Below are 14,405 nucleotides of genomic sequence, written 5' to 3' on the forward strand. Positions count from 1 at the left end.
GGAACGACCCCGGCAGAAGCTGCTCCGCCGAGGCCGGGAACGAACGTCAGAAGCTCACGGTGCCCCGGACATACCAGAAGCCGCCCGCCCAGCCGAGCGGCGATGTATCGGGATAGAGCGAGCCGTTGGCCGCGCCGCCGGTCTGCGGATAGATGTTGCGGGTCTCGCGCTCGGGATAATTGTCGAAGATGTTCTGCCCGCCCACCGCGATGCGGTATTTCTCGGCAAAGGTGATCCCGACTTCCAGATCGGCCCAGACCTCCGCATCGAAGGTCTTGGGCCAGGGATTGGGATAGAGCGAGGCGAAGGCGGGGTCGAAACCGGTCGCGGGCGCGAAATAGGTGGTGATACTGCTCGCATAGTTCACCCGCGCGGTCACGTCGAACATGCCGCTGGTGAACGTCTCCGAGAGCACCGCCCGCCAGCGTGGCAGCGATTCCTCGATATTGCCCTCGCGCACGCGGTCGATCAGCGGAGCCGATGCACCGCCGATCGCAGCCGACTGGACGACCGAGCGGATGCTGGTCACCTCGGTCTTGTTCCAGTTGACCGCGAGGCTGGTGTTGAAATTGCCGATGCCAGTCGCCGCCTTGTGGGTCAGCACCGCATCGATGCCCTGCGTGCGCGTGGCAAAGCCGTTGGTGAAGAAGTTGATCTGCCCCAGATCAAGCGCATTGGCGACGCCGAGCGCCAGCAGCGCGGTGCGGTTGGCGGCGGTCACGTTGAAATTGCCCGTGATGCCGATGCGGTCCTTCACCTTGATGTTGTAATAGTCGAGCGTGAAGGTGAAGCCGCCACCCGGCGTCAGCACGAGACCGCCCGAAAAGCTCGTCGATTTCTCGGGCTTGAGCGGCGAGGAACCATAAGCGATGCCGACGATGCTGTCGGGCCGCACCGTGGCGACCGCGACCGGTACCGGGCTGCCATTGGGAAAGGCGGTCTGCACGTTCTGCGTGAACTGCTGACCTGGCGTCGGCGCGCGGAAGCCGGTGTTGAAATTGCCGCGCACCGCTATCGCATCGGCAATCGCCCAGCGCGCCGAAATCTTGCCGTTGATCGTGTCGCCGAAATCGGTGAACCGGTCATAGCGCAGCGCGCCCGACAGGGTGAAGCTCTCGACGATATCGGCTTCGAGGTCGAGATAGGCCGACACGCTGTTGCGCCCGCCCGAGGTCACCGAATCCGGGCCGAAACCGGGAAAGCCGTTCGCGCCCACAGGCTTGGTCGACAGGAAGGTGGTGCCGTTGGCGCGCTGCACCGTCTGCGCGGCGAAGGGCCCTGTGACCCAGGATGCCCGGTCGCCAAGCCCCACCTCATAGCTCTCGCGCCGGAATTCGAAACCGCCTGCGACGTTGAGCGGGCTCGCCAGCCCGATCTCCCAGGGATAGCTGAGATCGAGATTGAGGTTGGTTTCGGTCTGCACCAGCTTGCCGAGATAGAAGCTGGTCGGGCTGTCCGGCCCCAGCGAGGGGTTGAGCGTGTTGCTCATGAAATAGCGGATCTTGTTGGTGCCGGTCGACCCCGACAGGTCATAGGTCATCCCGAAGCCGGTCTCGCCCTTGTAGCCGCCGACGATCGCGAAATCCTCGTTCTCGGCCTCGAAGAACGGGGTGAAGCCATTCGGGAAGATCTGGCTCGCCTCGAAGGTCCGGCCGGTCTCGCTGAAATTGCCGTTGGGCAGCCGGTCGAGATAGGTGGTGTTGATCGACTTGCCGAACGATCCGGTATTGCCGAAGCTGGGCCCGCGACCGGGAATGGCGGTGGTGGTGACGCCGATCGGGCGGCGATAGTTGAAGTCATTGCCCTGGCGCTGTGTGCCCCAGTTGCCGAACAGGTACAGCTCGTCCTTGTCCCCCAGCGGCAGCGAGGCGTTCAGCACGACGCGATAGGCGCGGTTCTCGGGCTGGCCCAGGCGGTTACCCTTGGCGATCGGCGGGCGGATTCCGGCGGCGACGAGCGGCGCGATTTCGGGGCGCGGGGCCGAACGGTCCCAGATATTCTGGTCGATGAACTCGCCGGTCACGTTGAAGAAGCCGCCATCGCTGCCGAGCTTGAACCCGGCAATCGCGGATATCTGCGTGTCCTGGCCGTCGCCCGCATAGGTCTGGCCATAGCGCGCCTGCATGTCGATGCCGCTGTCCTTGGTGCTGAGCCCCAGGTTGATCACGCCGGCGATCGCGTCCGATCCGTAGAGCGCCGATGCGCCATCGCGCAGCACCTCGATGCGGCCGAGCGCCTGGCCGGGAATCTGCGACAGGTCGGGTCCTTGCGAGCCCTGCGCCAGCTGGCCGCCGGCGACCTGGACCAAAGCCGAGCGGTGCATGCGCTTGCCGTTGATCAGCACCAGGATCTGGTCGGGCGGAAGGCCGCGCAGCGTCGGCGGGCGGACAAAGGCCGAGGCATCGCCGAGCAGGTTGCGCTGCTGGTTGAACGAGGGCACCAGCGTCTGCAGGATGGTCTGCAATTGCGGGCTGGACTGGGTCGCCAGATCCTCGTTGGTGAAGACGTCGATCGGCACCGAGGATTCGATCACAGTGCGGTCGGTGCGCCGCGTTCCGGTGACGACGATATCGGCCCTTTCGGGCGCATCGTCTTCCTGTGCTGCGGCGTCGGCTAGCGGCTGCTCGCCCGCATCGGCCAGGTTTGCGGCCCAGCCGGTCTGCGGCGCGGCGAGCAATGCTGTCACGAGCACGGCCCGCGAAATACCTCCATTCATTCTCATCGAAAGCCCCCTTTTCGCGTTTGGGCCTTCAGATCATCATCTTCCCAATGCCCGGGCTCTTTGGTCCGGATGTGTTGGTTCGTTCCTGCGATGACGTTTTATGAGATTATGTCTGGACTTCCGTTTCGGGTGCGGCCTCCTGTTGCGAGGGTTGAAAAAGCGTCTTGCGCATCGGCACGAAGCGCAGCGCGATGCCGTCATAATGCTGCACGACCTCGCTTTGGGCACGATAGCCATAGGCGGTGTAGAAGGGCACGCCGGGCAGCGTCGCCATCAGCTCGGCCTGGGTGAAACCTGCCGCCCGCGCCGCCGCTTCGCAGGCGTCGAGCAACGCCGCGCCGACGCCGCGCCGCGCGAATTCAGGCGCGATGAAGAATGCCCTGATCTTTGCCGGAGCCTGCGCTGGATCGACAAAGCCTATCTGCCGCTGGGCGAACCGATCGGACCCGAACAGGGTCGCGCGCCGACTCCATCCCCCACACCCGGCAATCCGTCCGTCCAGCTCGACCACCAGATAGGTGCCGTCGCCGACCAGCTCGCTATCGACCCCGAACACATGCTTGATTGCCGCCTCGGTCTCTTGCGGTGAATAGAAGCCGATGCTGAGCTTCCGTGCCGAAGCGGCAATCAGCCGCTCAAGCGCGGGTATCTCGTCAGGTCGGGCGGGGCGGATGATCATGCGGCCTGGGCACTCCTGGTCGGTTCGGTCAGCGCCCGGGCACGCATCTGGTCGACCAGCGCGGCAACGGTCGCATGTGCGGATTGCAGCGCGCCCTCCTGCCAGCCGGGCGTCTGGCTGAGCGCGGCGCTGGCGAAGAAGATGCGGCCATCGGGCTGATTGAGCAAGCGGAAGGCGGGCGTGTCGGTCATCGGATGCTCGCCGCGATCGCGCACGCCGGGGTTCCAGTTGGGCCAGGGCCCAAGGCTATAGGGAATCTTGCGCCAGTTGACGACCAGCGGCGCGATGCAATCGGCACCATGGCCGGGATGGACGCTCTCGATCGCGGCGCGTGCCATCGCGATCTGCTCGGCAATCGGCCTTTTGGCAAAGGCCTTGCCCGGCTCGCCCGAGCTGTAACAGCCCAGGATCATCCCCCTTTCGCCGTGCAGGCCCCAGGACGGATACCAGATCAGGCTGGTCTCGCCGCCGACAAAGGTGAGGCCGCCATAAATCTGGTCGCGCTCCCAGAAACGTGGGGCCTCGAACGCGACCTTGTTCGAATCCTCGTAGAGCACGCTTGCTATCGCGCTGGCGACGGGCTTGGCGAAATTGGCCTCGATCTTCGCCAGCACCGGAAAGGGGATGGTGCACACGCAATAATCGGCCTTGATGACCCGCGCCGCGCCGCTGGCCGTGTCGATATAGGCGATCTCGACCCCGGCCTCGCTCTGGCGGATGCGCTGGACATCGGCGTTCAGCACCGCGCGTTTCTTGAGGTTGCGCTCGATGCCGACCGATATCTGATCCATGCCGCCGACCGGCTGGAACATCGTCGCCTGCATATAGAGATTGTCCTCGAAGCCCATCATGCCAAGCTGCTCGTTGGCGAGCAGATCGGCGAGCGGCACCGGTGCATTGGCGGTCTCGAAGCTCGATATCCCGGCCCCTGGCCCCGTTTTGAAGCCTGAGCGCGTGGTGCCCTTGAACGCATAATCGCCCTGCAGGTCGCCATAGGCTTTCAAGAAAGGCAGCAGCTTCGCCTTTTCCTCTACGCTGAGCGCGGTATCGAGCGCACCCTGGTTGACCGCCTTGGCGAGCAGTTCGGAAACATGACCGCGCATGTCGTTGATCGCGGTGCGCATGCGCAATTTGCTGCCGTTCTTCGCGACCAGATAGGCCGAGCGGCTCGAATTGACCTCGACCTCGAGCGGCACGCCGAAGCGCTTGGCATAGCCGAGCACACCCTGATGGAAACTGGGCAGTCGCGCCGGACCGGCGTTGAAATACAGGCCTTCGGAGAAGCGCGCGATCTGATCGTCCTCGCCCTGCATCGCGATGCGATCACCATCGCGCACTGTCCAGGCTTTGCCGCCGACGCGCCCACGCGCTTCGAGCAGGGTGACCGCAAATCCGCGCTGTTCGAGCTCATAGGCCGCAACCAGCCCGGCAAATCCGGCACCGAGTACCACCACCGAGCGGCCGTTGCCCATATCGCCCGGCATCGGTTCGAGCGCCGCAGCCTCAGCCACTCCGAACCAGCCCATTGACTGCATTGCGCCCGCGACGGCCGCAACTCCCCCGGCCGCACCGATCCGGTGCAGCATCGTTCTGCGTGTGATCACCTCGTGAATGCCCCCATTCGAAAATGCAGGCCTTGTCGACACCCTCACCCGTCGCGGCCAGGCCATCCCGTCGCAGCGCTTTCCCTGGCCAATGCGCAGGGTTGCGCCGCCCTTTTCGGGTGGCCGCCTTGTTGTGCGATGCAAAATAACTGGTGAAACCAGACCAAGCGTGCCTGCAATAAAATGCGCAGAAACCGCTCGTTCTTAACCGAAAACGTCTATTCTCAGCTGATCTACGAATAGAAACATCGTTTGCAAACGTGCGCAAGAGGATTCTTCGCATGTGCAAAAAATTCTTTTGCGTTGCGGCGCAAGCCCTCCATCGTGACCTTGGCCAAGCTCGCTCAGGCTGTGCTGCAATCAGGCGACCCGGCTGCGCGCATACCAGCCATATCCGCCGATCACCGCATAGCACAGCGCCGGCAGCACCAGAGCCAGGCCGAGCTGGCCCGAAAGGTCGGCGATCGCGCCGGTGGCGAGCGGGATAACCGCCCCGCCGAAGATCGCGATGTTGATGATGCCCGATCCATCCGCCGCACGCGGGCCCAGGTCCTCGCACGCCAGGCTGAAGATGGTCGGGAACATGATCGCGTTCATGAGGCCGATGGCGAGCAGGCTATAGCCGGAGACCATGCCTTGCGTGCTCGTCGAGACGAGGATCAGCGTGATCGCGCCTGCGGCCACCGCCGCGAGCAGCTTGCCGGGGCTGACGAAGCGCATCACGCCCGATCCGATGAAGCGCCCGACCATCGCGCCCCCCCAGTACAGGCCGATCAGCTTGCCTGCCGCCTGTTCGCCCAGCGCCATGACATGCGCCTGCATCAGATAGTTGACGATCAGCGATCCGATCGCGACCTCGGCGCCGACATAGAGGAAGATGCACAGCGCGCCGAAGCCGAAGCGCGGGCGCGCGAGCAGGTCGAACCCGGCCAGACCGCTGCTCGCCTCGTGCGTCTCGCCCTTCAGCCGGTTGCGGAACAGCCAGACCACGCCGGCCACCACCGCAATCGCGGCGGCGATGCCGAGATAGCCGTTCACGATCGCCTGGCTTTCGGCGGTGCGATAGGCATCGAGCGCGGGGCCGGAAAGCTGGTCCGCGCTGAGGCTGGCGAGGCTGCCGAGGATCAGCGCCGAACCGACGATCGGGAAGACGGTGGTGCCAAGCGAGTTGAACGCCTGCGCGAAGGTCAGGCGGCTGTGCGCGGTCTGCGGCTTGCCCAGCATCGAGATCAGCGGATTGGCGACGACCTGCACGATCACGACGCCGCTCGCCAGCACGAACAGCGCAAACAGGAACAGGCCATAGGTGGCGTTGCGCGAGGCGGGGATGAACAGCAGGCAGCCGAGCATCATCAGCAGCAGCCCGCACACCGCACCGCGCATGTATCCGACCTTCTTGACCAGCTTTGCGCCGGGAATGCCGATCAGCAGATAGGCGGTAAAGAAGCAGAACTGCACCAGCATCGCCTGGGTGTAGTTGAGCGTGAACAGCTCTTTGAGCTTGGGGATGATCACGTCGTTGAGCGAGGTGATGCCGCCGAAGATGAAGAACAGCCCGAACACGAACAGCCTGAGCTCGGGCGCGTCGACATGGTCGGTCGCGACGCCGGGTTTGCCGTTCATGTTCTGCGGTGCAAGCGCCATTCGATCATCCTCACATTATCGGCGGGGCATCGCCCGCCTCGCCTTGAATAGAGCAATTGCGGAACCCGCCAAGCGCGATCACGCATCGTGCGGCAGGCTGAGCAGCAGCAGCGCCGCCGCCAGCGCCAATAGGGCGAGCACCAGGAACAGGCTGGCATAGCCGAAATCGGGCACCATCGTGATCGCGATCCAGGGCATGATCAGCGACGGCGCGGTGTTGGTGAGATTGAACAGCCCGATGCCCAGGCCGCGCGAGGCGGCATCGGGCAGGATGCGCAGCGTCTGGCTGGCATGCAGCGCCAGGAAGGCGGCATTGGCGGTGACGAACGCCAGATAGGCCAGCTTGGCGGTGGCAGGGGTTCCGGCCAGCGCCATGACCAGCAACCCCGCCGCGGCGACCAGCGCGGTCAACGCCAGCGCCAGGAACGGACGGCCATGGCGGTCGCTCCAGCGGCCCAGCAGCAGCGCCGCCCCCACCGACAGGCCGAGCCCGGTCGCATAGAGCAGCATCTTGGCCGCATCGTCCATCATGGGGTCGAGGCTGCGAAGCCAGAAATAGAGATAGGCGGCCAGCGCCGCGCCCGAGAGCTGCATCAGCAGCCGCGCCAGCCACACGCGCTGGACGACGGATGCGGCGCGCGCGATCGCGGCGGACTGGCGGGTGGAACGATCTGCGTCCGGAAAGGGTCCTGATCGCGCGAACAGCAGCAGCGGCAGCACCAGCACCAATGTCATGGCGGCGATGGTCGCGGTGCGGCCCGCGAGCCCCTGTTCCGCCGCTTCCGGCAGCAACATCGCCGAAAGCGCGCCCAGCGGCGGGGCGAGCGACAGCAGGCCGCCGAGCAGGCCCTTGCGGTCATCGGGCACCACGTCGCCCGCCCATGCGATCAGTGGCGTCAGCATCAGGTTGAGCGCGATCTGCCATGCAACGACCAGCCAGAGAAGGACCATGACCGTGTCGCACCAGACGATCGCCAGTTGCAGCAGGACCGTTGCGGCAAGCCCGGCCGCGACCCAGGTGCGGCGACGGCGCGTGACATCGCTCAGCCAGCCTGATGCCACGCCCGCCAGGCTTGCCGACAGCGCGCCAGCAAACACGATATAGCCCAGCCAGCGCACATCATCGCCGCCGGCCAGTTCGGTCACCCGTGCAGGCAGCACCAGCATCAGGAAGGGCGTATAGGCGATCACGCCGCCGGCATAGGCGAGCGCATAGAGCGGAAGGAACGCCGGCGAAAGGCGTGCAGGTGGCACGGTCACAATATCAGCCGCCCACCGCTCATGTCCTGTTCCTGCAACCTCTGCCTTCATCCGCCTTGCATCAGGCCCGCCCTTCCGGATCGTCCGTCCTGATGGGCGAACGATCCGGGCGTGGCCCCCTTATGCTAGAAGTCGACGCGAACGCGAAGACCGTAACTGCGCGCATCGTTGAGGAATCGGATGTTGAGCGACGATCCGACCAGCGCCTTTTGCGACACCTCCTCGTCGAGGAAATTGCTCGCCCAAGCCTCGATCCTGAAGTTCTTGATCGTATAGCCCATGCCGAGGTTGAGCGTCGAAAAGCCCTTCTGCCGATCGGGGAATCCTGCCGACAATGCGGTCTGGCGCGTGCCGTTCAGGAAGACGATATCGTCCTCGTTGAACTGGCTGAGGAAATAGGACGAGCGATAGTTGAGCAAAGCCTGCCAGTCGAACCGGCCCGGTCCTGCCTGGAAGGATTGCGACAGGCGCGCGCTGATATTGATCTTCGACGCCAGGGGCAGCCGGTTGCCGACCAGGCTGATCAGCGGCGAATTGCCGCCTGCGCCGAAATCCTGCGCACGCGCATCGGCCACGGTGCCGCGCGTGATCTTGGTATCGAGGAACGCGGCGTTCAGATCGACCGAGAAATTGCCCGGCAGCTTGAAGCGCAGCTCGGCCTCTGCACCATAGATCCGCGACGCGCCGATATTGCGGTTGACCAGCGAATAGCCGTTGCACACCGGCGGCGCCTGGGTGGTATCGAGATTGATGCAGGTCAGGTCCTGAAAGACCTGGTTGTTATAGTCGTAATAGAAGCCGGTCAGGTTGAACACCGCCGGGCGGTTGAACAGATCGAAGGCGTTGCGGCTGCCGACCTCGTAGACCAGCAGATCCTCCGGCCGGAATTCCTCCGGAATCGGCGAGCCGTTGAAGCTGTCGTTGAAACCGCCCGATTTGTGCCCGGTCGAGACCTTGGCATAGAGCATGTGGTCGTCGTCGATGTCGAACTCCACGCCCACGCGCCAGTCGATGAAGTCGAACTTGGCGCGCCCGATCTGCTGGCCGGGAATGGTAAGGTTCGCATAGCTGAAGCCACCATTGGTGTTAGAGGGGTTGAGCCTCGGGCAGTTGACGAAGCCATTGTCGATATCGGGCCGGTCGATACAGGTGCCGTTGGGATTGGTGCCGTTGGCGATCGACCCGATCTGCGCGATCAGCGTGTCGCGCAGACCCGGCCGCGCAATGCCCTCGATCAGGAACTGCGCCTGGCCGCGCGGCGTGGTGATGTTCGACACGTTGAAATTGGGCCGGTCGAGCAGCGCCGGGCGGAAGCCTTCGGTGCCGACGCGCGTCGCGAAGCAGCAGGCGAAATCCTCGCCGCCGAGCGTCAGCGCCCAGTTTCCGCCGATGCCGAAGCGCGATTTCTTCTCTTCGGTATAGCGGATGCCCGCGATCAGCCGCAGCCGGTCCGCCACGTCATAGGTGCCGTCAGCATAGAAGGCGAAGCTCTCGCCCTTCACGTCGGGCATCACGAATTCGGTCGCCGAATAGCAGCAATAGCCGCGATCGGCGAGCGCGAGATAGCCGACCGCCTGGTCCTCGTTGAAATAGAAGCCGCCCAGATTCCAGCGGAACGGCTGGTCCTCGTTGGCGAAGATGCGCGCCTCATAGACCTGGCTCTTGGACTTGGTCTGCCAGAAATTGCCCGAGAAATTGTCGTACTGCACCGCCGACAGATCGCGGCCCGGGAAGTCGATACCGTCGCTCGAGGCATTGACCTGGTAGAAATCGACCGAACGGTAGCTGCCGGTCAGCTCCGCGCCGAACGTGCCGAAATCATAGGCGATCTTGCCCTGCACGCCCCATAGCTCGTTGGTCATGTCGCCCTGCAGCCCGCGATAGACGACGTCCTTGAGGTTGAGCTTGTCGGGCCGGATGCCCGTTGCGGCGACCGCGCTGAAGATGTTCGCGCCGGGATAGCCGGTGCCGGTTTCCTTGCCGTAATCGCCGACGATCGAGATGCTGAGACGGTCGCTCGGCTCCCACAGGAACGAGAGGCGCCCGGCGTAATTCTCTTCAAGGCCCGCAGGCTTCAGCGTATTGGCCGGCGCACCGGTCGAGACGTTGTTGAAGCCGTAATCACGGTTGATGTAATAGGCCGCAGCCCTCAGCGCCGCGGTGCTGCCCAGCGGCACGTTGATCGCGCCTTCCGCCGCATAGGACGAGCGGTTGGACACTTCCGCCTGCGCATAGCCGCCGAACTGGCCGAGCTTCGGCTTGGCGGTGATGATGTTGAGCGTTCCCGCCAGCGCGTTGCGGCCATAAAGCGTGCCCTGCGGCCCCTTGTTCACCTCGACGCGTTCGAGGTCATAGAACATCAGGCCGAGGCCGCGCGGACGCGGGATATAGGTGCCGTTGAGATGCGGCGCCGCACCGGGATCGCCAAGCTCGGTATTGTTGGCCGAGCCGACGCCGCGGATGAAGATTTCGACATTGCCTTCCTGGTTGGCGATGCTGAGCCCCGGCACCGCAAGCTGCAACTGGCGCAGCTCGACAATGCCGTCCTGCCGCAACTGTTCTGCCCCCAGCGACTGGACGACACCCGAGACGTCCTGCGAATTCTCCTCGCGCCGGTTGGCGGTGACGATGATCTCGTCCTTGTCGTTGTCCGCGCCATCGGCGGGACGATCCTGCGCATAGGCGGGCATCGCCGCCGTGGCCGACAGCAGCGCAAACAGCGCGGCGCGTGCGAACTGGTTCCTCTTCATGACATCCTCCCTAATCCTGATATTATTTGCATTGAATGACGGGTCCGGTCGGCGAGACGATTTTCGCCGAGGACATGACAATTTCGAGCTTTCCTGCGGTCGCGAGGCTGAGCGGCGTTTCGACCCGGGTCATGTCGACCCCGGCCCTCGCAAAGCAGCTCAGCGGCACCGCGATGCGGGTCCATTTGCCGGTCTTCGCGGCGGCAGTGAGCATGGGGGCGAGCGGGAAGCCGCCAGCACACTGCGCGCCGCACCCCATGACCAGGCTGACATCAGCCGTGGGCGGGGTATCGACCCTGAGTTCGATTTCGAGCGCGAGTTCGCCGTTCGACTGGCGCGACAGGTCTTCCGCCTCACCCATCACGATTGCGGCGACCGCCGGTCCGGCGCCGGTCCAGCGCAGCCGCACCGAATCCTCCTGCGCGATGCGGTCTGCCGCCCGCACCTCGATCAGATCGGGGCCGGGATTGGTCGAAAGCGCGCCGGGCGGACCGATCAGCAACCGGCGGCCCGCGCCCGGTTTGCCCGCGGCGAACAGCACGCCGGGATCGGCCGCAGCAACGCTGGCGCGCATCTCGGGCAGCGGCGCAAGATCGCCCTTGTCGGCGAGCGTCAGGCCGAAGCCGTAAGCAAATAGCGGGTCGTAACCGGCGTCGCCGATATTGACCGCGGTCTGGTCGCTCGACTTCGGCCAGCTATAGGGCAGCTTGCCGCGAAAATCGGCCTTGCCGAAAAGCATGTCGGCCACGCCGCCGCCTTCCGATCCCGGCAGCCAGGCAGCGACGAACGCATCCGAGGCGTTGAGGAACGGGTTGACCCACATCGCCCGGCCCGAAAGGAAGACCGAGACGGTGGGAATGCCCGCTGCCTTGAGCTTGCGCAGCAGCGCGAGCGCCTTGGCATCGTCAAAACCGACATCGGGCCGGTCGCCCTGGAACTCGGCATAAGGCTCCTCGCCGAACACCACGATTGCGACATCGGGCTTGCTCGCAAAGCTGCCATCGGGCGAGAGCGTCGCGGTGCCGCCTGCGGCCCTGACCTGCTCGTCGATGCCTTCCCAGATCGATTGCGCATTGGGGAAATCGCTGCGCTTCGTCCCCGTGCCCTGCCAGCTCAGCGTCCAGCCGCCCGTCTGCTTGGTGAGGTTGTCCGCGCCGTCGCCCGCGACCAGGATCTTCGCGCCGGGCTTGAGCGGCAGGACGCTGCCCGCATTCTTGAGCAGCACCAGCGATTCGCGCACCGCCTGCCGCGCCAGCGCGCGATGCTCGGCGCTGCCCAGCAGCTCGAACCGTCCGCCATAGGGCCGCGCGGAAGGCTTGCCCGCCTCGAACAGCCCGGCGCGCAGCTTGACGCGCAGGATGCGGCGCACCGCATCGTCGAGCCGCGCCATCGGCAGCGTCCCGTCCTTCGCATGCGCCAGCGTGGTGCGCCAGAGCGTCTTCCAGCTGTCCGGCGCCATGTACATGTCGAGCCCTGCGACGGCCGAAGCGGCGCAATCGGTCGCGGAGCAGCCTTCGACCTGGCCATGACCGTTCCAGTCACCGACCAGGAAGCCGTCGAAATTCCAGCGGTCCTTGACCACATCGGTCAGCAGCGAGCGGTTGCCGTGCATCTTCACGCCGTTCCAGCTCGAGAAGCTGACCATCACCGATTGCACCCCGGCGTCGAGCGCGGGGAGATAGGGCGGGCTGAACAGATCGCGCAAGGATGCCTCGGCCATCTGGGCATCGCCCTGGTCCTTGCCGGCATGCGTGCCGCCATCGCCCAGGAAATGCTTGGCGGTGGCGATGATATGCGGCCCGCGCAGCCAGTCGGGATCGCCGACCTTGCCCTGCAGCCCCTCGATCAGCGGCGCGGCATAGCTGGTCGCGATCTCGGGGCTTTCGCCAAAGCCCTCATAGGTGCGGCCCCAGCGATCGTCGCGCACCACGGCGAGCGTCGGCGCAAAGGTCCAGTCGAGCCCGGTGACGCGCATCTCGATCGCGGTCGCCTCGCCGATCTTGCGGACGAGCTCGGGGTTCCGCGCGGCCCCCAGGCCGATATTGTGGGGAAACAGCGTCGCGCCGACGACATTATTGTGCCCGTGCACCGCATCGCTGCCCCAGATGATCGGGATGCGCGGCAGTTTGCCATTGGGCTTCATCGACGCGGCGTAGAAGGCATCGGCAGCGGCGAGCCAGTCCCTGGCGGGCGCGTTGTAGCGATTGCCGGGGTCCGAATTGCCGCCGTTGAGCACGGAGCCCAGATGATAGCGATGGACGTCGTCGGGGGTGACGCTGGCAATATCGGCCTGGATGATCTGCCCGACCTTCTGCTCGATCGACATCGCCGCGATCAGCGCGTCGATCCGGCGTTCGATCTCGGCATCGGGGCTCAGCTTCGATTCGCGCTGCGGCCAGAGCTCGGCATGCGCTTCGGCGCTGGCGGCTGCCGCAGCGGTGGTGGCATCGGTAGCGGCGGCAAGCGGCGCGATCCCCAGCGCCAGGGGCCAGGCGAGCGCCGCAAGCGACACAGCACGCAATGCAAGGACAGCCCCACGCGGCACGATCATCATCCCTCCCATCCTGTCGGCGGTTGATACGCCTGACAACGTTTACCGATTCTCGGTCAACGTTTACCGCTATCCATCGACACAAGTCAAGAGAGGCGCTAAGAGAAGCTGGGTCGCAGCGGTTCCGCCAGTTCCGGGGGGGCCATCCAACCGCCTGGAGGGGACGATTTCAAAGCGAACCACGATCGTCGACATCGCAAGGGTCGCCGGGGTCACGCCCAAGACCGTCTCGCGCGCGCTCAACGATGCTCCCCATGTCAGCGCCGCCGTGCGGCAGAAGGTGAAGGAGGCCGCCGAGGCGCTCGACTATCACCCCAATCTGGCGGCGCAGAGCCTGATCGCGCGCCGCTCGTTCCTGATCGGGCTGACCTATGAACGGCCCAGCCCCAGCTATGTCGTCGAGCTGCAGAACGGCGCGCTCAGCCGGCTCGACGATGGCCGCTACCGGCTGGTGGTGCTGCCCTTCGCGCATGTCGCGAGCCGCCCCGAGGAGCTGGGCAAGCTGCTGCTGCGCGCCGGGCTCGACGGGGTGCTGCTCGCGCCGCCCGCCAGCGACCAGCCGCTGCTGCTCGACATGCTCGAACGCCAGCGCCTGCCTTATGCGCGGATCACCCCGCACAGCGATCTCGATCGCGGTCTGGTGGTAGCGATGGACGAGAGCGCGGCGGGCCATGCGGTGGCGCAGCATCTGCTGGCGCTCGGGCATCGTCGGATCGGCATCATCCTGGGCGATCCCTCGCACGCCGCCAGCATCGGCCGTCTCGAGGGCTATCGCCGCGCCTTTGCCGAGGCAGGTGTCGGAATCGACGACGATCTGATCGTCACCGGCGATTTCACCTATGCCGTGGGCTATGAGGTGGCGCGCACGCTGCTGGCCAGCGCGAAACGCCCGACTGCGGTCCTGGCGCAGAATGACGACATGGCCGTGGCAGCGATCGCGGCGGCACGAGAACTGGGCCTCTCGGTGCCGCAGGACCTGTCGGTCGCCGGGTTCGACAATTCGGAGGTCTCGCGCACCGCCTGGCCGCCGCTGACCACGGTCAACCAGCCGGTCGCGCAAATGGCCTGGGATGCCGCCGACCGGCTGATCGCGATGCTCGACGGCAAGACGGTGCCCGAGCTGCCGCAGCGCCGCGACCATGCGCACGAGCTGCTCGTGCGCGCCTCCACCGCTGCCCCGGCCGCCTGATCGATC

At 65.4% G+C, this 14,405-nt stretch carries 8 protein-coding genes; 1 reads left to right on the forward strand and 7 read right to left on the reverse strand.

The window, feature by feature from the left end; translation table 11 throughout:
- Positions 1–46: 46 nt before the first annotated feature.
- The 7 genes from FG486_RS05760 to FG486_RS05790 all read right to left on the reverse strand — a co-directional run bounded on the left by FG486_RS05760 (position 47) and on the right by FG486_RS05790 (position 13,210).
- Positions 47–2,722: a TonB-dependent receptor plug domain-containing protein gene (locus FG486_RS05760; RefSeq protein ID WP_241695583.1), complete on the reverse strand. Its 2,676-nt coding sequence runs from the start codon at positions 2,720–2,722 to the stop codon at positions 47–49.
- Positions 2,723–2,828: 106 nt separating this feature from the next.
- Complete coding sequence (locus FG486_RS05765; RefSeq protein ID WP_181266760.1) at positions 2,829–3,401, reverse strand: GNAT family N-acetyltransferase; 573 nt, start codon at positions 3,399–3,401, stop codon at positions 2,829–2,831.
- Positions 3,398–5,005 (reverse strand): FAD-dependent oxidoreductase, encoded by a 1,608-nt coding sequence (locus tag FG486_RS05770; RefSeq protein ID WP_181266761.1) that lies wholly within the window; start codon positions 5,003–5,005, stop codon positions 3,398–3,400. Before FG486_RS05770 ends, FG486_RS05765 begins: the two co-directional genes overlap by 4 nt.
- Positions 5,006–5,365: 360 nt before the next feature.
- Positions 5,366–6,649, reverse strand: coding sequence for a sugar MFS transporter (locus FG486_RS05775; RefSeq protein WP_181266762.1), 1,284 nt, complete (start codon positions 6,647–6,649; stop codon positions 5,366–5,368).
- Positions 6,650–6,727: 78 nt separating this feature from the next.
- Positions 6,728–7,909: an MFS transporter gene (locus FG486_RS05780; RefSeq protein WP_338401579.1), complete on the reverse strand. Its 1,182-nt coding sequence runs from the start codon at positions 7,907–7,909 to the stop codon at positions 6,728–6,730.
- A 125-nt stretch (positions 7,910–8,034) separates the two neighbouring features.
- Complete coding sequence (locus FG486_RS05785) at positions 8,035–10,659, reverse strand: TonB-dependent receptor (protein ID WP_181266764.1); 2,625 nt, start codon at positions 10,657–10,659, stop codon at positions 8,035–8,037.
- Positions 10,660–10,681: 22 nt separating this feature from the next.
- Positions 10,682–13,210 carry a glycoside hydrolase family 3 protein gene (locus FG486_RS05790; RefSeq protein WP_181266892.1) on the reverse strand — a complete coding sequence of 843 codons (2,529 nt, stop codon included), beginning with the start codon at positions 13,208–13,210 and terminating at the stop codon, positions 10,682–10,684.
- Positions 13,211–13,403: 193 nt separating this feature from the next.
- On the opposite strand from FG486_RS05790, the gene FG486_RS05795 reads away from it, so the two are divergent.
- A complete protein-coding gene (locus tag FG486_RS05795) occupies positions 13,404–14,399 on the forward strand; it encodes a LacI family DNA-binding transcriptional regulator (protein WP_273302520.1) in 996 nt (331 codons plus the stop codon).
- Positions 14,400–14,405: the final 6 nt, after the last annotated feature.

This window comes from Blastomonas ursincola (genome assembly GCF_013607875.1).
In the GTDB taxonomy this organism is placed as follows: Bacteria; Pseudomonadota; Alphaproteobacteria; order Sphingomonadales; family Sphingomonadaceae; genus Blastomonas; species Blastomonas ursincola.

Excerpts from the sequence above, each read along its gene's own strand:
- FG486_RS05760 (WP_241695583.1), bottom strand. The coding sequence starts at position 2,722 with ATGAGAATGAATGGAGGTATTTCGCGGGCCGTGCTCGTGACAGCATTG.
- FG486_RS05765 (WP_181266760.1), bottom strand. The coding sequence starts at position 3,401 with ATGATCATCCGCCCCGCCCGACCTGACGAGATACCCGCGCTTGAGCGG.
- FG486_RS05775 (WP_181266762.1), bottom strand. The coding sequence starts at position 6,649 with ATGGCGCTTGCACCGCAGAACATGAACGGCAAACCCGGCGTCGCGACC.
- FG486_RS05785 (WP_181266764.1), bottom strand. The coding sequence starts at position 10,659 with ATGAAGAGGAACCAGTTCGCACGCGCCGCGCTGTTTGCGCTGCTGTCG.
- FG486_RS05790 (WP_181266892.1), bottom strand. The coding sequence starts at position 13,210 with ATGATCGTGCCGCGTGGGGCTGTCCTTGCATTGCGTGCTGTGTCGCTT.